Below are 19,331 nucleotides of genomic sequence, written 5' to 3'. Positions count from 1 at the left end.
ATTAACCTCTGTCTTTACTATAAACAATGACAAGATAGCCACGGTCAAGACTCACTTGAATCGGTTGATCCAAAAATTCATTGGAGCCATACATGGCCTTCAAAAAATAATTCTCCTGATGGAGCGGATACTTGGCTCCTGTGATCTCTAGGTGGCCTTGTCCGACAGGCATAAAACCAACATAAGACATGGCTGGATCTGGCTGAATCTCATGGCAACCTGCTGGTCTGTAGATCAAGCGATTTTGACCATCGACTAATTGGATCTGCTCCATGTAGGGAGCTAGGTCTGGATCGGTCGGCAAAAAGATATTGGACAAAAAGTGATCCAAGCGACCACCAAAGGCACCGTAAACAGTGACCGCAGCCTCTGGATAGGCCTCAAAGGCTGCTTTCAAGGCCAATTCCAAATCCGTATCGTTCTTTTCAGGGACGGATTGAACAACTTGCTTGGCTTGGGTTTGGATCTTGCGCAAATCGGTCTCAGAGACGGAATCGAAATCCCCCACAGCTATATCTAAAGGCAGACCTTGTTCCAGTAGCTTCAAACAGCCACCATCAACGCCTACATAAGCGTCATGATCTTTTGGCAAGAGCGTGCTGTCACCTCCCGCCAGTATTGCGATGTTACCCATTTACTGCATCTCGGAGCGTTTGAACGCGCTCATTAACATCTCCATTAAAGACATAAGAGCCTGCTACAAAGACATTGGCCCCAGCTTCTTTGGCTTGGGAAATAGTTTGGCCATCAATTCCACCATCCACTTCGATATCAAAGTCGAAACCTTTTTCTTCACGAAGAGCGGCTAATTCGCGCACCTTGTCCATGGTTTCCGGCAAGAAGGCTTGGCCACCGAATCCTGGATTAACAGTCATAACCAAGACTTGATCCACCAAGTTCAAGACATGTTTGATACTGTCTACAGGAGTTCCTGGATTGATCACAACACTCGCCTTCACACCCGCTTGACGAATTTTTTGAAGAGCTCCGTGAATATGGGGAGTCGCTTCTACGTGGATGCTGATGATATCTGCTCCTGCACGGGCAAATTCTTCGATATGGTGTTCGGGATTGGTGACCATCAAGTGGCAATCAAAGACCAACTTGCTATGTGGACGCATGCTCTCTACGACACCAGCTCCAAAGCTGATATTAGGCACAAAATGGCCATCCATGACATCGATATGGGCATAGTCAGCTCCTGCTGCTTCTAAGCGTTTCAATTCACTTTCAAAATTGGCATAATCGGCACTCAAAATTGAGGGGGCTAATTTCATTGTTTTCATCGTTGTAGTGTCTCCTATTTTGGCATTTTTTTCGAAACTTTTTTATAGGTTTCGCGACGGTTTTCAATCTCACTTAGAAATTGCAAGTAATCCTCATAACGGAAAGATGCAATTTCCTCTCTTTCAACGGCTGGTTTCACCGCACAAGCGGGCTCATGCGTGTGGGTACAGGTACGAAATTTACAAGAGTGGCTCACATCGGCGATCTCTGGGAAGGCTTGATTTAAGTCTTCACTGGTTGTCACTTCATAATCGAGAGAGGAGAAGCCAGGCGTATCTGCGATCTTTCCTCCATTTAAATGGTAAAAGCTGACAGCTCGGGTCGTGTGTCGACCGCGCCCCAGACTATCTGAAATCTCACCCGTTTCAAGCTCCAGATCCGGAGCGATTTTATTGAGCAAGGTCGATTTTCCTACACCGGTCTGTCCCATAAAGACCGTGGTTTGATTGGTCAAAAGGGGCAAGAGTTCCTCAATCGACAAGACAAAATCATAGCCAATAGCCTGGTAGATTCCTTGGTAGTAGTGGATGTCTTCCATATCTTCTAATAAGTCCAGTTTTGAAATATAGACAATGGGATGAATCCCCTTATGCTCCAAAAGAACCAGAAAACGGTCTAAAAGATTGGCATTGAAATCCGGTTCCTTAGCTGACATGATCACTACCGCCTGATCAATATTGACAATAGGAGGGCGCACGAGGCTATTTTTTCGAGGCGCAATGCTCAAAATGTAGCCTTCTGAATTCTCTTCAGCAGAGAACTCCACCTGATCCCCCACATAAGGAGTCTGTCCTTTTTTTCTAAAATTTCCACGAGCCCGTGTCTGGTAAATGTGACCATCTGACTCCACGTAGTAAAAGCCAGCCAAGGCCTTGACGATTGTTCCTTGCAAATCGCACTCCTTTGAGATTAATACTCCTATTATACCAAAAAATGAGAAATAAGGCTGGATTGCTCAATAAGAAAAATCTGGAACTAGTTTCAGTAAAATTTTTAGGGATAATAAAGATAGGGGTATTGTAACCGCTTCCTAATTTAGGTATAATAAATGTGAAAACATTCATAAATAAGTTGCTTGTGGGAAGCTCGAAACAAGAACGCAGAAAGGAAGTGACATCAAGAAGCGCCTTGTTTCAATGATTACTTGCTGTACAAAGAAAGCTGTTTCTTTGTTCTACGTTTTTAGATGGAGGTTCTTTATGAGTCTTTCTTTTCTTTCTAAAGAAGAGAATCCCTTGATTGCCAATATCAAAAAGGGAAAATTTCTGACACCCTGGTTTTTGGCTCCGTTTATTCTGTATTACATCACAGAGTACATGTCCCCTGTTAGCACAGCATCGACTAGCTTTTTTCTCAATAAGCAACACTGGATCCCAGACTGGTGGAACATCCTTGACCTTTGGTCCTTCCTCTATACCATCATCGCCTTCTTCCTTTGGGTTCGCTTGATTGAAAAGCGGCCTATTCGAACCATGGGATTTTCCAAAGGAAATGGGCTTTCTGAATTCGCCAAAGGTTGCCTTGTGGGAGGCATCATGATCACAACAGTCTTGATCGTCTTTTTAGTCACAGGAAATGCCACATTCCATCGCATTCAATTTAGTATGCCATTTCTTGTATCCTGGATTTTGGTCTTGGTCGGCTATATTTTTCAAACTGCGGCAGAAGAAATTTATATCCGTGGTTGGTTGATTCCAACTATCTCCTACCATACCAATGCCCTTCTAGCTATCCTGATCTCAGCTACTATGTTCTCCTACTTCCATATGAATAACAACGGTGCTTCTTGGTTCTCTACTGTTCATCTCTTCTTCTTTGGGGTCTTTACAGCAGTCTATGCCCTGAAACGCGGGAATATTTGGGGACCTTGTGGCTTCCACTTTGCCTGGAATTTCCTGATGGGAAATGTCTATGGTTTTCATGTCAGTGGCTTTGACAGCGAATCATCCCTGATGTACTTCACAACTTCAAATCACACCTTGATCACTGGTGGTGAATTTGGCCCTGAAGGGGGCATCCCGGGATTAGTGGTCTGCATCTTAGCTCTTTTATGGGCCATCTTTATCCTCAAAGATACCTCCAAGGAGCAAGAGAGCCTCTATCCTGCGGCATTGAAATGATCTATGGATAAAAGGAACAGGAGCCATCCCTACCGCTCCCCTGTTCCTTTTTTTCCTTGGCATTTTTCCTAAAAAGTGTATAATAGAACTATGCGGAGGTGGTGGAACGGCAGACACGCATGCTTCAGGCGCATGTGCCCCTTCGGGCGTGAGGGTTCAAATCCCTTTCTCCGCATCTTGGAAAGGTGGCCCAGCTCGGTACGGCACCGGACTCGAAATCCGGCAAGTGGATTTTATTCACGCGCGGGTTCAAATCCCGTCCTTTCCTTCTACAACAAACAAGACATGAGCTACGAAGCTCATGTCTTTTCTGTTATTTTATTCCTGCTTCTAGAAGGCCATCTGCTAGGCGAGCGAAGTCTTCTAAGCTAAGAGCTTCTCCTCGTACAGAAGGTTGCAGGCCGGCAGCTTGGATTCCTGCTTCTAGTTTGGCTTTGATTTCTTCGGTCTTGCCAAAGCGACTGGTCAAGTTGTTCCAAAGTGTCTTCCGGCGGTGGACAAAGCTAGCCTTGCTGACAGAGAAGAAGAAATCTTCATCCTTGACGGTTACTGCTGGCTCTTCGCGACGGACCATCTTGAGAATGGCAGAGTCGACGTTTGGTGCTGGCACAAAGACGGTGCGGGGCACGATAAAAGCTACCTTAGCAGTCATATAGTATTGGACTGCAATGGATAAAGAACCATAAGCCTTGGTGTTGGGCTCGGCTGAGATGCGGTCTGCCACCTCTTTTTGCATCATGACCACAAATTCTTGGAAAGGAATCTTAGATTCGATCAAGTGCATGAGGATGGGAGTCGTAATGTAGTAAGGAAGGTTAGCCACCACCTTGATCGGAAGGTCTGGATTTTTAAACTCTGCGATGTACTGGTTGAGGTCTACCTTGAGGATGTCTTGGTTGACAACCGTTACATTGTCAAAATCACGCAAGGTATCCGCCAAAATGGGAACCAAGCGGTCATCGATCTCAAAGGCCATGACTTCTGCGGCATTTTCTGCCAAAAACTCAGTGAGAGCTCCAATTCCTGGACCGATTTCGATGACATTGACCTGCTTATCAATCTCAGCCGTATCCACAATTTTTTGAAGGATGTTGGTATCGGTCAAAAAGTTTTGACCGAAGGATTTTTTAAAGGTAAATCCGTGACGCTCCAGCACTGCCTTGGTCACGCTATAATCTGCAATTCTCATGTATTCTCTTTTCTATTTATTAGCTAAAAACAATATATAAAACCCACATAATTCCTAGTGCCAACAAAATCCAAAACACTAAAAGAACACGAGACTTGTTCCCTTGTGAATCGGCTCCAGTCATATCGATCGCTTTCTTATCTTCTTGGGGGTTCATTTTCTTCAGTTCATCCTGATAGGCAACCGAATCTAGAATATTGTCTTCTGGCAATAATTCTGAAGCATAATAATCAGGAAAGCCCATAGCAAGACCAATTAAGTTCTTTTCTGTCAAAGAAAAATCTAAATCTTTGGGTTGATTTTCCCGAATAGCTCGTATATTTTTTAACAGTTTATCAGAAACAACAGACACTTGGTCCATAAAAACAACATCTAAGACATCAAATCCGAGCACATCACCATCTTTTACGTTTGCAAGAATATAACGAACAAAGGCATCATATAATTGTAAGGTCTGAGAAGCATTTTCTTCTAAAAAAGACCGATTTTGGAGGGCGTTTTGCTGGAATTTTTCAATAGGAAGCAAGATATCTACATTCTGCTCTTGGTAAAATCTTTCTGCTTGTTCTTCATCTTCTTCAAGTTCTTCTGCTGTTTCCCAGAGAGCAATAGGAGCTTTTAAATCTTCTTCATCCCAAAACAATTGCCAAAAATAAGGTATCGTGTAAATTCCCTCTGTTAAGATACGAGCTTCATCTCCGTTTTTTAAGTAAATATAACTTCTATTCGCCATTCCATTTCCTTTCAAAATCTTTGAAAAAGGGTAGTGGTTCAGGTAAGATGTAGATAAAACTATATAGTTTCCCAATGAAAGAAACTCTCTAATCTTTATCTCTGCCTTCTAGTTCCTCACTAAACTTTTGCATTTCCTTAAAAGCTGTTAGGCTAACATAGGCACCCGCTTCATAATACTCCGTTGGATTTATGGCATAGTCAAAGCCTTCAATCATGCCACCAGCTTCTTCAATCATGCCATTCCACTTTTCATCAAAGACCATTCGCAGACGTTTCCAATCAGTAAATACTGGCACAGAATTGCGCCCATCTTTTCCTTCTCTGACTGGGATGCTGAACTTAGCGTCTTCTTTCAATACAAAGGAGTTGGCTCCCTGACTCTTATCGGGGAATCCCGAAGTAGCATTTAAAGGAATGAGGAGTTTGGCTTTTGGCATGGCTGCTGAGAAGAATTTATAATAGAGCTTATATATTACTTCTTCGTCATCTGTTGTAGGCTTATCCATCTGCCCCATCAACAGCATCCATCTTACAATATCAGGATTCATAACAGGAACTTGTATCTCTGGTAGGTTCGAAAAATCTGGTTTCTGAACCAAAACAGAAGCACTAATGCTGACTTCCTTGGTATTAAAGGCTGCTCCCAAAGCTCCATTTAAGTAAAAGGCTGTCCCAAGAAAATTCTCAATTCCTTTTTTATCTGCTGTATTTTCAATCAGTTTCACAACTGAATTTGGTCGACGATCAATGGTTTCCTTAAATTGGTGATACCAACGCGGCGTATATAGCATGATCATCGGGTCTGAACAGAGATAGCCCTCTTCACCTTTATCATAGGTCGTTGAGAAAAGATACGCTTCCCCCGTTTTTTCTGAAAAGACCGCGTAAATCGAATCTGCTGCTAACAACTTGTCCTTGACGATTTCTGCTAGGCGTTCTAGCTTTCGAGTGTTAGCTTGATAGCTTTCTTCACTTTCAGTTTTCTGATTTTGACGGCACTCCCATAAAAAGAGGCGCAATATTTCTATGCTATCATCAAGACTAGCGGCTTGATAGTCTTCATTGGACATTTGACCTTTTTGGACAATTACAAACGCGTTATAAAGAGCATCTGTATAGCTTGATAGCCGTTGTTCCTCATCGACACCATAACTATAGAGAACACTTCCCTTTTTAAGATTAACCAAGGAAGTTTCCATATCGATGACCAAATGAGCTAGAGATTCATCCGTGAGAACATCTACATCCTTATTTTGATTAATGAGTTTTTTCACGACTACAGAACCAAGAGCGTCCATACCTTGATCGGGATTGCAAAATTGCAGACAATCCCCAACCTTGAGTCCGCCCTCTAAGCTCCCAATAATCAATAACTCATTCGTCTCCTTTATCGGAAATAGTTCTAGAACTCCCAAGCATGTTTTGTCAATTGACTCTACTGTTTTGTTTGTTGCTTCAGTTGTTTCTGTCTTTTTTAAAAAATCGAAGATTCCCATAAATTATCCTCATTATCTACACTCATAACAAATCCTATGGAGTCACTTTTCTAATGCTTGCAACCAAGCCTGATTAAACCGTATATACTTACTTCTATTGCGTCATCTTCCCCTTGCTTTTGGGGGAGTTTCTCAATTCTCATAACTTTTCATGGTAGCTTCAACCTCAGCCAAACTAATTCCAAACAACTCCAAGCGTTTGAGTAATTGCTTGCCATTGCAGTAGCCGATGCGCAAGGCTTCTCCTAGATATTCCCGCCGTTTGCGACTATCGCTTCCCATCAACAGTCCAAGCCGCATCAAGTCGGTCTTTGTGATATCAAAGAAATTTTCATCTTCGTAAGACCCGACCAGTCCAGCTAGGGCTTTTTCTAAATCTTCAAAGTTCGCATGCTCCACTCCAAGAGAACGCCCCTTGGTCTTGGATTTGGGGACTGCTTCACCACGATTTAAAAAGGCATGTTTGGCTTGGGGCACCTCTTGCATAATGATCTTGCGAATGCGCTCGCCATTATAGTCTGGATCGGTAAAGACAATGACCCCACGCAACTCTTGCAAGGTAGCAATTCGTTCCAAGTCATCTTGATCGATCGCAGAGCCTCGCGTTTCATAGGTATCCACCTCATAAAAACGACGGAGATTGGCTGTGTCATCCTTGCCCTCCACGATAATCACTTCCGGTATTTTTCTTTTCTCAGTCAAGGCCAAATACCTTTCTTGCATTGTCATAGGTTGCCTGAGCCACTTCTTCTGTTGTTAAGCCACGTAGTTCTGCAATAAAATCTACCACATAACGAGTGTAGGCTGTTTTATTTTCTCGACCACGTTTGGGAACTGGTGCCAGGTAAGGGGCATCTGTTTCAACCAAGATCTTGTCTAACGGAAGGCCAGCTGCCGCTTCTTGGACATCTGTGGCTTTCTTAAAGGTCACCACTCCAGAAAAGGAAATCATCATTCCCAAATCCATGAAGCGTTTCGCTTCTTCTAAACTTCCTGAGAAAGAATGCATGATCCCACCGCGAGGACCAACTCCTTCACTCTTGATGATGCCATAAGTATCTTCTAAAGCATCGCGTGTATGCACCACAAAGGGGAGGTCCAAGTCCTTAGACAATTGAATCTGACGACGAAAAACCTTTTCTTGGACATCTTTTGGTGCCGTCATCCAGTGGTAATCCAGACCGATTTCTCCGAGTGCGACAACTTTGGGATGTTTTAGCTGTTCAAGTAAATAGGCCTCCACTTCAGGAGTATAATCGCCTGCCTCAGTGGGGTGCCAACCAAGCGTGAGATAGAGTTCTGGATGCTGGTCTGCCAACTCCATGGCACGCTCAATCGTCGGTTTGTCAAAACCAACGATATTGTGGGCTACAACACCCATTTCCTTGGCCAAGTCGAGCTCTTCTTGTTCTTTTCCTGCGAATTCTTCCACATTGAGATGGGTGTGGGTATCAAAAATCTGCATGATCTTCCTTTTCTTCCGAGTTTTTCTTCTTTCTATTATAGCAGAAAGCGCCTCTAAATTCACTTTCGGACAAAACAAAAACCAGTAGTCTCGAGTTTCTACTGGTTTTTAGGTTTTTATCTGAATTAGGCAGCCAAAACTTTGCGTCCTTTACGACGACGAGCTGCCAATACGCGACGACCATTTTTAGTTGCCATACGGTGACGGAAACCATGTTTGCGCGCACGACGAAGTTTACTTGGTTGATAAGTACGTTTCACGATGAATACCTCCTCATAGATTTTGTATTCGTTTAGCCGGCTAGTTGTGATCAGTTACTAAACATACCTTACTATTCTATCGGATTCGACTCTATTTGTCAATAGCTATGGCAAAATTGTTGCAAATACAGGTCGGAGAACACCTTTCTACACCTGACGGGTTGCCAAGTAATAGGGTTCCAGAGCCACCAGCGCCTCTTGCAACTGATCCAGGATATTCTCTAGGGAACTCTCCTCAACTAGAGAAACATCGTATTTGACGAGGACCTTACGAACCGTCCCTTCTGCTACTCCTTGCAACAGATCATGGCGATTCTTTTCTGTTCCTTCTACCCTTTGACTCTCTCCATTTTTCTGGGCGAAATAATAAACTGGCTGAGTGATGGGTATGGTGAGAACCATTTGTTGTTTTTGAAGGCTCTCCTCATCTTTTTTTCGCTCGATAAAGCTCACCTCTAAGGAAACTCCAAAATCAGCTGCATCCCCATAAAGCCTCAAGGCAAACATGGGCTCTGCCATCGTCCCTTCTCCTTTTAGATAGGCCCAAAAATGAGGCCGCAAGACCTGGGCCTGGTTCATCCATTGGCTAGTCCGATCCTGCTCCAAGTAAGGGTGACGCTGCTGAAAGGCTGAGACTAAATCGGTGAATTCCTTACGAGCTGCTTGAGCTAGGGCACGATACTGCTCCATCTCTGGGGCTAGCACCCCAGCCTTTGCTGGGGCCTGGTAGTGAATTCCTTGAAGCTTTAAAAACTCTCGAATCGCTGCAAATGCCATTTGCTTCCTTTCTAAACCTAAAAAAGGAGAGATCGGCTCAATCCCGTCTCTCCCTTATGGGAAATAATAGCTAGATTATCCTTCAATGTCGACAACTACATAACGGTTTGGTTCTTCCCCTTCAGAGTAGCTAGTGACTCCTTCCATCTTAGAGACGATCCGGTGAATGATTTTGCGTTCACTGTTTGACATCGGATCTGTCTGTTGGGCTTGCCCATCTTCGAGGGCACGTGTTGCCAACTTCTGAGCATAGCTTTGAAGAACTTCTGCCCGGTGTTCTACATAGTCATTAACATTAATGGTAATGTAAAAATTCTTTGAGTAGCGGTTATAGAGGTAATTTTGCGCCAAAAGTTGAAGAGCCTTCAAGACTTTTCCGTGGTAACCAATGACACGTCCTGGCTCATTGGTATCAATTTGCATATTGACCGTACGGCGGTTGTGACTGCTTGAGATAGTCGCATCCACATCCATTTCATCGACCACTGTTTGAACATAGGCTGTCACATCAGCTACGACTTCTTCGATGTTGTAGTTTTCCTCTACCTCGATACCAAGGTTTGAGAAATCAGACTCGCTTGATTCTTTTGCCGCTGGTTCTTTGACTTTTTCAAGGATATGTTCATGCCCTTTTTCTTCAAGAACGGTATCTGCTTCTTTGTCATGTTTCAGGATTTCGGTCTTGATTTCTTCAGAGACAACTTCTCCTTCTTCTTCGACCTTTTTGATCGCTGCAACGACGCGTCCGAGATCAACCGTCGCTTCGCTCACCGTCTTAACCGGTTCGTTTTGTGCATTGATCTCATCTGGGACACCTTTGACAGCTTTTTGATTGGCTTTTACAACAGTTGTTTCTGCAATGGGCTCAATCTCTACTTGGGCTGGTTTTTTCCCAAACAAGCCAAGAAAACCTTTCTTTTCACGCGCTACAACCGTAATATGTGCCTTCATACGAGGAATATCTAAATCGTTCAGACCTTTTTGAATCGCTTCTTCAACAGTTGCTCCAGTATATAGGACCATATGTCCACCTCTTTCTTATTTTTTCTTTTTCTGTGCTTTGTTTAGGGCACGACGTTTTTGTTTTTCCATGTCGCGCGAAGCTTGTTCTTTTGCTTCACGCTCTGCGATAATCTTGAAGGGGTTGTTCAAAAGATAGGTTTGCCCGACTTGGTAAGCATTGGAAGTCACCCAGTATAGTGCGACCCCGCTGGCTGAGAACAAGGCAAAGAAGAAGATCATCACAGGCATCACATACATCATGGTTGTCGCACTACCATTGCGCTCTGGCATGGCTTTATTGGTCAACCAACTGCTGAAAAATGTGAAGAGTGCGGCAAGAACCGGCAAGATATAAGTCGGGTCGATCGCGCCAAGGTCCAACCAGAGGAAGTGACCGACTTTAAGGAATTCGACACGGCTCAACGCTTGGAACAAGGCCATCAAGACCGGCATCTGGATCAAGAGAGGAAGGAAGGCTGAAGACGTTTTGACGCCTTTTTCCTTGTAAAGGGCCCGCATCTCTTCAGAAAGCTTGGTCCGACTATCAAGATCCTTCCCAGGATACTTAGCTTGCAATTCCTTGAGGAGGGGTTGAATTTCCTGCATTTTGCGGGTTGAATTCATTTGATATTGGAAGAGAGGCAAGAGGACCGTCCGTATGACAATGGTAAAGACGATAATCCCTACACCGATACTTCCGCCAAAGGACAAGAAGCGGATGGCTTCTGCAAAGAAGTAGACGAAACGTTCCCAACCACCTGTCGACTGAGCTGTCACTTGAGAGGTTCCACAAGCTGTCAAGACCAATAAGGCCGCTCCTAATAATCCAGTTAACTTCAGTTTCTTTTTCACATTATTCCCTTTCTTGGTAGACATGCGCTAATTTTAAGACATGTACAAGATTTTTCTCTACTTGATGAAAGTCGAGCTCCTCCACTCCTTTACGAGCAATGACAACAAAATCATCGGTCGTAAGGAAGGCTTGGTGTTTGATCAAAACATGGCGAATCAAACGTTTGATACGATTTCTAGTCACAGCATTTCCCAGTTTCTTACTAACAGACAGGCCGACTCGAAAATGCGGTTGGTCCTTGCGCAAGCGGTAAACAACGAATTTCCGATTGGCAACATTTTGACCACTTTTAAAAATAGCATTAAAATCTTTGTCACGTTTGACGCGGTAGCTTTTTTTCAAACCTCAACTCCCTCTATTAAATTTATTCTATTATACCATATTTTCAAAAAAAACCAATCTCACTCAGGAAATCGGTTGCTACTTAAATACAGATAAAAGTAAAGGCAAGGTGTAGTAGAGATTGAGCAAGATATGAGCCAAAATAGGAGAAAGGAGCGTCTTACTCCGATAATACAGGATCCCAAAAATCACACTCGGCAGGAGATAGATAATAGAAGCTCCTAGCGAAAAAGGATTGTGGAGAAAATGTAAGCCACTGTAGATGAGGGCTGGAAGCCAAATCTCAGCATAGAGTTTCCAGTCTTTAAAGTAGGCATTCACCAAGGCTCCACGAAAGATCAGCTCTTCTGTCACTGGCCGGATGATAACCATTGCGATCACTAGGATAAGTACCCCTGTGGGGCTAATTTCCCGTGGAAACAAACTCAAAACGGCTGCTCGTCCTTGAACAAAACCACTGATGAAGTAGTCCAACCAGTAAACTAAACAGGCCGCAAAAACGGCTTCTATCAGGGCTTGAAGAGGATTCTTCCCCAGCTTAAACTGCGCTTTTTTAGAAAAACGATAGACCAAAAATCCTGTAAAGACTGCATAGAGGCCTTCTAGGCCAAATAAGGTCCAATAATAGCTATTGGCGCTTGCTACACTATTGGAGACATACTGGGCCAAGGGGCGAAATTGAGGCCGAACATAAAAATAAAACAAGAGCAGAAAGAGGGGATAAAGCAGTGAGAGCTTTCCTTTGATGAATTTCATAGATACCTTTCCTATAAAGTATGACAAATCGTATAGTGCATCTTACCATAATCGTGACAAGGTTTCAATGAAAAAGGATGACTTCCTACTCTCTGAGATAGGCCACATAACCACCTAAGACAGCGACTAGAATCAAGAGACAAAGAAAAGTTTCCATCCATACAAGAGCTGTCAAGAAAGGTAGTTGCAACAAGCCTTGGGCCATTTTTAAAGAGGTCGCTGTAATGACCGTTGGAAAGGTAAGAGCTGAAAAAGCAGGTTGAAAACCTTCTTTGACCATTCTTGGCAGGCGCGTCAAAACAAAGAAATAAAAACCTTGCGAGGCCACCACCATGATCAGTAAGAACCAGGTAGGAAGGCTTGCTCCACCGACACGAATCAGAGCTGCTAAAAGAAGGGAAAATGGAGCGCAATAGATACCTTCTTGCCCCAACAGATGACTGGGTAAGGGCTGCTTTTTCCCATCAAAATAAATGACTGGGTAGAGAAGAAAGGTCAAACCAAAACCAATCACTAAAGCGAGATAAGCAATCTCCCTGATTCCTACAACAGGGTAGGTCAAGGCTGCTACTGCAATGCCCACATAGAGAACGGTCCAACTCGGAGTGGCATTGGCTCTTGGACGCACCATGACATGGGTCTTGGTAAAATAAAGAATCAAGCAAAGATCCAAGAGAAAGGCTGACCACCAAACCAACTGAGATAGACTTCCAAAGGCGGGAAAGAGGCGAAAAAGATAGGTGGATAGAATCATCCCTGCCATGGGAAAGGTCGCCATCCCAGATAACAGGGATGGCTGTTGGAGTTCTATCTTGGTTTCTTGCCAGCGAATCGCATGATAGACTAAAAAGAAAAACCAGAAGAACAAACCTGTCAGACTAAAGGCATGGGCAAGAACAGGCAGAGAGTCTGCAAGAAGGTTTCCAGCGCCAACTAGTCCTAACAGACAACCTGAAAATACTAAGGGAATCTTTTTCATCGGAAGCTCCAATCATTTTATCGCTTTCAGTATACCATAAAATCAAAGGGAACATCATCAAAAAAAGAAGTTGGTTTACCAACTTCTTTTAGAATGTAATACACCTGTTTCTTACATAATACATCCTAAATGATACTTAAAAAATTAAAAAGATATCAACTATTAGGCTCACTTAGACATCTACTGAAACTTTCCGCCGTGAGATAAGTGCCTGAAATAATTATGTTTCAGGCACTCGGGATTATTGAGACCTTAGGCTCAATAATTAGTCATGGAACTTCCTCGAAGTTCGCTGACGTCCGTACTCACCTAAGGAAAGTTTCTAAGATGACTCTATCTACAATTTGAAAGAAGTTGGAAAATACCAACTTCTTTTTATCCATTCTATTAAAGACTAGGCCTGTACGACCATCATATAAAGAAATAAGGATACGAGAAAGACGATGCTAACAACAAGGGTCGCTAGCTTGAGTCCACGGTGAGACCGCCAGTAACTTGGCTTTCCTAGGTTACTGGTCGCATCTGTTGAAAGCGATTGTTGTTGGCGAGGCTGCAAGGTGATCAGAACCACAAGAGCGAGGGATAAGATCGAGATCCCGATTGCAAATACCATTTCCATCTTAGGATCCTCCTAACACTCTGAAGAGGGTAAAAATAACTCCCAGCAGAATCACCAAACCAATGATCACATTAAAAGTAACATTGATCTTTTCAGAACGTGTCGTCTTTTCTTTTTCGGCAGGACGGCGTTTGAGAGACTCCATCCGTCCTTCTACTTCTTTGTAAAATAAATCTTTCTTACGATCACTCACTGTGTCCACCTATCCCTTCTTGCAAGCGAGCTTTGAAAACAGCTGGCTCAACGCTACTTGATTGGGCAATTTGTTGCGCAACGGCTTCTCTGTAGCTATCCACAGATTGGTAGATTTCCTGGATGCGGGCCACCATATCTGCTTCTTTTCCTTGATCAAAGATATTGGCTTGTGCGAGGAAGTGGCGGTCATGCAGGGTATGGCTAAAGGCAAGGATAACTTGCTGGTGTTCGAAGGCCTTGCGAACAATGCCTTGTACCTCTGCATAGTGGTTGATATCCAGATAAATACTAGAGACCTTAAGCAACTCTTTGATCCGCTCTTGACTGATATTTTGGTACAAGACCACATTTGGATAGCGGACCATAGACAAGAGGCTCGCAGACATCTCCGTCAAAGCTGCTACACGGAAGGTCACATTTGGCAAGTTCTCTACTAGGTAGGTCAAGGCTTCGATCTGATCCGAATTGGTCAAAACAAAAGCGTCTTTACGGATATCGTCTTTCACCTTGAAATCATACAGGTAGCCAAGGGGACCAAAATAGCTATGCTGGTCTTGCGAGGTCAACTGCAAAGCACGATGATAGGTCGCGTTTTGCGGAATCAAGATCTTCTTGGTCCGGATTTCTGGGCTCTTTAGAATCAACTGCATATTGCCCGGAAGGCTGTCGTGAAGAGGCTCTTGCCACACCAAGACATCGCGTCCTTTGATGCCTTTATTGCCCAGCTGGAGACTAATGCTAAAGGAGGTAGCCAGCGTATTGTAGACCAAACCATCTAGATCAAAACCACGATACTCTAGATAAAAGACAAAGTAATCTAAGCGATTCTTGAAAATCCGCATGGGTTGATGATCCAAGGTCAAGATCAAATCCCCTGTTTGGTGATTTTCTGTCAAGCGCTCGATATCCCCTTCAAAATAAGTAGTCACCAAATACTGTCCCTGATCGCCACAAGTCGTTACAGCAATCTTACGACCGTATTGGTCATAGTGCTCAACCATGACCACTTGCCCCTTATCATCTAACCACTCTAAGCGCTCGACGATGCGTTTATAGGAAGCAGCATGGTACACAATCCGAGCCTTTTCCTGACCATAGTAGGTCACTTTTCCCGAACTGTTATCCCCAGAAACTTCCCAGAAATCAGGCACTGGAACTTCATTAAAGTAGCGTCCGCGCTTCTCTCCTTTTGCTTGTCCTAAGAAATAGATAAAGGGAGATTCGACACCGTCTGGTAAGAAACCATTTGGCTCCAAAACAACGGTCGGGTGGTCAAAGCCAGACTCTTTCATGGAGTGGAGCAAGTCTTGGCTTTCACGAGAATAACTATCAAATACGTTCAGCATGTGTCACCTCTTCTATCAATTGTGCCCAAGCTTCTTCTACTCGGCTGGTCAAAAAGTCTTCTGCACGCGCATAAGATGCTTGACGCATGCTGGCTAGATCATCTTTTTTGTATAGCTGGATGATTTTCTCCGCAAAGGCAGAAGCAATCTGGTCGACCACTTGATCTGCTGAAGGCGGAATGAGATAGCCATTTTTACCTTCTGTGACAAAGGTTTGATTGCCATAAGGAACGTCAAAACCGATAATCGGAAGTCCAGAACCAATCGCCTCCATCAAGGTCAACCCAAAGCCTTCACTAGTCGACGCTGACAGGTAAACCTCATAATTCTTATAAATTTCCTCTAGATTGGCATGCCCTTTGAGATGGATATAGTCTGCCGCCCCCAATTCATCAATCAGAGAACGCAACTTGCCTTCTTCTCCACCTTTTCCATAGATGTCAAAAGACAGTTCTGGCAATTCTTTTTTGGCGCGAACCACTGCTCGCACCAACCAGTCAATATGCTTTTCTGTCGCTAAACGAGAGGCGGTAATCATAGAAAATGGGGTGCGATTTTCGTTTTGTGGCAAGCTGGCAAGACTCCCAACTGGAATGGTATAGATAGCTGGCTGATGGTTGGTGTATTTAGCAAACTGCTCGGCCAAGATTTCTTTTTGGCGGTCAGTCGCGACAATAAAGAAGTCTACCTTGTCTGCATTGGTAAATTGGTACTCGTAGTAGTTATTCCACAGGATATACTGATCATCGACATTATTGGCACTGAAGTGCTCGGCATGGACGACCACACCCAGGCGAGCTTTTTGCGCTTCTTCAAAGATAGGCTGACCAATATTGGTTTCCCGATCCAAAATCACCAAATCTTGTTTGGTCAATTGAAGAGTTTGCATGAAGTATCGGATCAATTCTTGGCGACCAACCAGATAACGATCTGGGAAACGATAAATTTCGCGGCCATCTGCCATCTGCATGCTGTAGGCAACCGTCCCGTCTTCATTGTAAAAACGGCGCTCAATCAAATTGGCTTGATTGTTCTTAGGAATGAAGTACTCGGTACAATAGCGGGTATAGGAGAAATAATCCTTTCTCACCAAAATTCCTCTAGACACGTACTCACAGCGTTCAACATAGGGACTGTTTTCTTCGCGCAGGTAGCAGGTTAAAAAGTTGTCCTGGTCCTCATAAAAGAAGCGCTTGATCTTTCCATCGACTTCTTCACGAGTCGGTTTTCCGGCAAATCCTGCTAAGACCTGATCAATGGTATAGGTCGTTGGCGCAATTTTTATATCCGTAAAATGGCTATAGAGCCAGATGATTTCATCATTTTTAAAACCGATATTTTCTGTTAAATGCTGGATATTATCGGCTAGGATCATATCCATAAAGACAAACTTGGCTGGTTGATGGATATTGCGTAACAACTGGGCACGGTAGGCCTGGGCATACTCAACACCACTGCTGGCCCAACCGATTCCAAGGTTGATATTGTATACTGTCATAATGTCCTCTTTTATGGGAAATGCAAGACAATTTCCCCTTTTTTATTGATTTCTACTCGACTCAGTAAGAGATTGCGGACCATTTGTTCTTTGGCCGCCTCTTTCATTCGTTCAAAGGATTGGTAGGCTTCTTGGAAAAATTCTACCAAAGGGTTTTTCTGACTGGTGTACTGACCAGAGAGCGCCATGCGCAATTGTTGCAGATAGTCTACCTGCTCGACCCAGTTTTCATCGATAGCTTTTAGGATGGCCATGCGCTGGAATTGGGCGATCACCTCATCGGTGCCTAAGATCTCATACTTAGCTTCCAACTCGCTTTTAGCAATCTCCCATAAGAAATTCTCTTTGGTTTTCTTGCTACGGAAGGTTTGGTGGGCCTTTTCCGGATCTACTTGGTAGCTCACATTGTCTAACATATAGCGATAAAAAGCTACCGGTTCCTTGTATTCTTTTTTATGGGCTACGCTTGAAAAGACGGAACGAAGAACTTTTTCAACGATGTCGTCCAAGCGACCTTCTTGTTTGATCAAGCGGTCGCGCTCTTCGTAGACGATGGCACGCTGAATGTTCATGCTTTCCGCAAATTCTAGCGTCATCCGACGACTGGCCTGACCAGAACTTTCACTAGCATTTTGAGCCCGTTCCACCAAGTTTCTATACTTGCGCTTGGTCAGAGCTTTGGCTGAACCAATCCGCTCATCCACATCATAGTCTTGATAGGTATCCTGGATCCAGTCTGGCCCCCAGTTTTTCATCAAATCGTCTTCCAAAGAGACAAAGAACTTGGTCAAACCAGGATCTCCTTGGCGACCTGAACGTCCACGAATTTGAAGGTCAATCCGCTGGTTCATCATCCGCTCAGTCCCAACAACCACCAAGCCACCTAACTCAGCGACTCCTGGTCCCAACTTGATATCGGTTCCCCGACCGGCCATTGAGGTCGCAACCGTCACGGCTCCTTTTCGACCAGACTCCTTAATGATCTGGGCCTCTCGAGGAGCATTGTTGGCATTGAGAAGATTGTGTGGAATCCCTTCGCGCAAAAGAAGATTCGAATAAAGAATCGACATCTCAACGGATCCGGCAAAGACCAGAATCGGATTGCCCTTTTCATGGACCTTCTTCACATAATCCAAAGAAGCTACGATTTTCTCCGGCAAGGTCTGATAGATTTCATCCGGCAAATCCTTGCGGATCTTCTTGCGATTGGTTGGGATCTTGATCACTGACATGGCATAGGTATCAAGAAACTCTGCTTCAGCGACCTTCCCAGTCCCGGTCATGCCTCCCAACTTCCGAAACATCTTAAAGAGATTTTGGTAAGTAATAGAAGCCATAGCCCGTGTTTCTTGGGTGAGCTTGAGACCCTCTTTGGCTTCAATCGCCTGGTGGAGTCCTCCCTGCAAACGGGTCATTTCCATCAAGCGCCCCGTCGCCTGGTCTAGTAAGACAATCTCCGGTTGCCCTTCGACATTGGGGTGGATGACATAGTCCTTATCTTTAATAAAGTTTTTATTGGCCTGCAGGGCTAGGCTGATATGGCGGACCAAATCACGGTATTGGGGATCATAGAGGTTGGGAATGGCTAGAAAGGCTTCTGCTGCATGAGCTCCTTTTCGAGTCAACCAAACTCGTTTCTTTTCTTCATCAAACTTGAAGTCTTCCCCCTCTTTGAAGGTTTGGATCAGGGTATCAATAATCCCATATAGGTTAGATTGAACCCGAGGAGAACCAGAAATAATCAAGGGAGTCTGAGCACTATCAAGGAGCACCGAATCAATCTCATCGACAATGGCATAATTGAAGTCTGCCAAAAACTGGCCATCTGCCGAAGCCGTCAAGTTTTCTGTTAAATAATCAAATCCCAGACTGGTATTGGTCGTATAAATGACATCTGACCGGTAAATCTCCCGTTTGACTTCTGGATCTAATTCTTCGTCTTCTGATTGTTTTAAAGGAACTCCAACAGTCAAGCCTAAAAAGCGGTAGACCTGTCCCATCTCTTCTGCATCCCGAGTTGCCAGATAGGTATTGGTCGTAATAACCATGACCCCTTTGCCCTCTAAGGCATTGAGATAAACCGGCATGGTCGCTGTTAAGGTTTTTCCTTCACCGGTATTCATTTCAGCGACATTGCCTTGGTGGAGGACAATCCCTCCCATGACTTGCACGTCATAAGGAAACATGCCCAAGACCCGTTTATCAGCTTCCCGCGCAACCGCAAATGCTTCTGGTAAGAGATCATCTAAGGTCTCACCCTTAGCTAGACGTTCCCGAAATTCCACAGTCTTCTCCTGTAGTTGTCGATCCGTCAAACGGGCCATGTCATCCTTCCAGCTATTGACTTCTTTTAAGATTTTTTTGATGTTTCTTAATTTAACGTAATCCAATGTGATCCTCTTTTTTGCAGTG

At 44.0% G+C, this 19,331-nt stretch carries 21 protein-coding genes and 2 tRNA genes; 3 read left to right on the top strand and 20 right to left on the bottom strand.

Going from position 1 to position 19,331, the window contains the following annotated elements; all coding sequences use genetic code 11:
• Nucleotide 1: 1 nt before the first annotated feature.
• Genes ABVF55_RS02370 through rsgA form a run of 3 tightly spaced genes read right to left on the bottom strand, consistent with a single transcriptional unit; the run spans nt 2 to nt 2,179 of the window.
• Entirely contained in the window at nt 2-634 is a 633-nt protein-coding gene (locus ABVF55_RS02370) for a thiamine diphosphokinase (RefSeq protein WP_445285456.1), read from the bottom strand.
• Nucleotides 627-1,286 carry a ribulose-phosphate 3-epimerase gene (gene rpe, locus ABVF55_RS02365; protein ID WP_320909690.1) on the bottom strand — a complete coding sequence of 220 codons (660 nt, stop codon included), beginning with the start codon at nt 1,284-1,286 and terminating at the stop codon, nt 627-629. The genes ABVF55_RS02370 and rpe overlap by 8 nt, the downstream gene beginning before the upstream one ends.
• A 14-nt stretch (nt 1,287-1,300) precedes the next feature.
• Complete coding sequence (gene rsgA / locus ABVF55_RS02360; RefSeq protein ID WP_070590178.1) at nt 1,301-2,179, bottom strand: ribosome small subunit-dependent GTPase A; 879 nt, start codon at nt 2,177-2,179, stop codon at nt 1,301-1,303.
• Nucleotides 2,180-2,486: 307 nt separating this feature from the next.
• Here rsgA and ABVF55_RS02355 point away from each other — a divergent pair, with 307 nt between their 5' ends.
• The 3 genes from ABVF55_RS02355 to ABVF55_RS02345 all read left to right on the top strand — a co-directional run bounded on the left by ABVF55_RS02355 (nt 2,487) and on the right by ABVF55_RS02345 (nt 3,675).
• On the top strand, nt 2,487-3,407 hold the full coding sequence (locus tag ABVF55_RS02355; protein WP_445285455.1) for a lysostaphin resistance A-like protein: 921 nt from the start codon (nt 2,487-2,489) through the stop codon (nt 3,405-3,407).
• 92 nt (nt 3,408-3,499) lie between these two features.
• Nucleotides 3,500-3,582 (top strand) — tRNA-Leu (locus ABVF55_RS02350).
• A gap of 4 nt (nt 3,583-3,586) precedes the next feature.
• A tRNA-Ser gene (locus ABVF55_RS02345) sits at nt 3,587-3,675 on the top strand.
• A 45-nt stretch (nt 3,676-3,720) separates the two neighbouring features.
• Here ABVF55_RS02345 and rsmA read toward each other — a convergent pair.
• The 17 genes from rsmA to secA2 all read right to left on the bottom strand — a co-directional run bounded on the left by rsmA (nt 3,721) and on the right by secA2 (nt 19,315).
• Nucleotides 3,721-4,596 (bottom strand): 16S rRNA (adenine(1518)-N(6)/adenine(1519)-N(6))-dimethyltransferase RsmA, encoded by an 876-nt coding sequence (gene rsmA / locus ABVF55_RS02340; RefSeq protein ID WP_313965069.1) that lies wholly within the window; start codon nt 4,594-4,596, stop codon nt 3,721-3,723.
• A gap of 19 nt (nt 4,597-4,615) precedes the next feature.
• Entirely contained in the window at nt 4,616-5,329 is a 714-nt protein-coding gene (locus tag ABVF55_RS02335) for a hypothetical protein (protein ID WP_049471809.1), read from the bottom strand.
• 88 nt (nt 5,330-5,417) lie between these two features.
• Complete coding sequence (locus ABVF55_RS02330; protein ID WP_049471810.1) at nt 5,418-6,827, bottom strand: SseB family protein; 1,410 nt, start codon at nt 6,825-6,827, stop codon at nt 5,418-5,420.
• Nucleotides 6,828-6,959: 132 nt separating this feature from the next.
• Nucleotides 6,960-7,550 (bottom strand): ribonuclease M5, encoded by a 591-nt coding sequence (gene rnmV, locus ABVF55_RS02325; protein WP_192832127.1) that lies wholly within the window; start codon nt 7,548-7,550, stop codon nt 6,960-6,962.
• Nucleotides 7,522-8,292 (bottom strand): TatD family hydrolase, encoded by a 771-nt coding sequence (locus tag ABVF55_RS02320; protein ID WP_049471812.1) that lies wholly within the window; start codon nt 8,290-8,292, stop codon nt 7,522-7,524. Before ABVF55_RS02320 ends, rnmV begins: the two co-directional genes overlap by 29 nt.
• A gap of 125 nt (nt 8,293-8,417) precedes the next feature.
• Nucleotides 8,418-8,552 (bottom strand): 50S ribosomal protein L34, encoded by a 135-nt coding sequence (rpmH, locus tag ABVF55_RS02315; RefSeq protein WP_003003086.1) that lies wholly within the window; start codon nt 8,550-8,552, stop codon nt 8,418-8,420.
• Nucleotides 8,553-8,699: 147 nt separating this feature from the next.
• Nucleotides 8,700-9,329 carry an HI_0552 family protein gene (locus ABVF55_RS02310; protein ID WP_320909686.1) on the bottom strand — a complete coding sequence of 210 codons (630 nt, stop codon included), beginning with the start codon at nt 9,327-9,329 and terminating at the stop codon, nt 8,700-8,702.
• A 75-nt stretch (nt 9,330-9,404) separates the two neighbouring features.
• Nucleotides 9,405-10,352, bottom strand: coding sequence for an RNA-binding cell elongation regulator Jag/EloR (gene jag / locus ABVF55_RS02305; protein WP_118396391.1), 948 nt, complete (start codon nt 10,350-10,352; stop codon nt 9,405-9,407).
• Nucleotides 10,353-10,367: 15 nt separating this feature from the next.
• Nucleotides 10,368-11,183: a YidC/Oxa1 family membrane protein insertase gene (locus ABVF55_RS02300; protein ID WP_003015944.1), complete on the bottom strand. Its 816-nt coding sequence runs from the start codon at nt 11,181-11,183 to the stop codon at nt 10,368-10,370.
• A gap of 1 nt (nt 11,184) precedes the next feature.
• Nucleotides 11,185-11,526: a ribonuclease P protein component gene (rnpA, locus tag ABVF55_RS02295; protein ID WP_003002960.1), complete on the bottom strand. Its 342-nt coding sequence runs from the start codon at nt 11,524-11,526 to the stop codon at nt 11,185-11,187.
• A gap of 78 nt (nt 11,527-11,604) precedes the next feature.
• On the bottom strand, nt 11,605-12,282 hold the full coding sequence (locus tag ABVF55_RS02290) for a CPBP family intramembrane glutamic endopeptidase (protein WP_070586735.1): 678 nt from the start codon (nt 12,280-12,282) through the stop codon (nt 11,605-11,607).
• 85 nt (nt 12,283-12,367) lie between these two features.
• Nucleotides 12,368-13,261: a TDT family transporter gene (locus ABVF55_RS02285; RefSeq protein WP_445285454.1), complete on the bottom strand. Its 894-nt coding sequence runs from the start codon at nt 13,259-13,261 to the stop codon at nt 12,368-12,370.
• A gap of 394 nt (nt 13,262-13,655) precedes the next feature.
• The gene (gene asp5, locus ABVF55_RS02280) at nt 13,656-13,880 is read right to left on the bottom strand and encodes an accessory Sec system protein Asp5 (RefSeq protein ID WP_003003038.1); all 225 of its coding nucleotides are present in this window, start codon (nt 13,878-13,880) and stop codon (nt 13,656-13,658) included.
• A 1-nt stretch (nt 13,881) separates the two neighbouring features.
• A complete protein-coding gene (gene asp4, locus ABVF55_RS02275; RefSeq protein WP_003003066.1) occupies nt 13,882-14,073 on the bottom strand; it encodes an accessory Sec system protein Asp4 in 192 nt (63 codons plus the stop codon).
• Nucleotides 14,066-15,421 (bottom strand): accessory Sec system glycosylation chaperone GtfB, encoded by a 1,356-nt coding sequence (gtfB, locus tag ABVF55_RS02270; RefSeq protein ID WP_445285453.1) that lies wholly within the window; start codon nt 15,419-15,421, stop codon nt 14,066-14,068. The genes asp4 and gtfB overlap by 8 nt, the downstream gene beginning before the upstream one ends.
• Nucleotides 15,405-16,919, bottom strand: coding sequence for an accessory Sec system glycosyltransferase GtfA (gene gtfA, locus ABVF55_RS02265; RefSeq protein WP_272144300.1), 1,515 nt, complete (start codon nt 16,917-16,919; stop codon nt 15,405-15,407). Before gtfA ends, gtfB begins: the two co-directional genes overlap by 17 nt.
• 11 nt (nt 16,920-16,930) lie before the next feature.
• Nucleotides 16,931-19,315, bottom strand: a complete 2,385-nt coding sequence (secA2, locus tag ABVF55_RS02260) for an accessory Sec system translocase SecA2 (protein ID WP_080934963.1) — start codon at nt 19,313-19,315, stop codon at nt 16,931-16,933.
• Nucleotides 19,316-19,331 lie beyond the last annotated feature (16 nt).

The sequence above is a fragment of the Streptococcus sp. KHUD_012 genome (assembly GCF_052588255.1).
The sequence above is the reverse complement of the archived record's forward strand: the minus strand, read 5'-3'. Positions and strand labels throughout refer to the sequence as shown.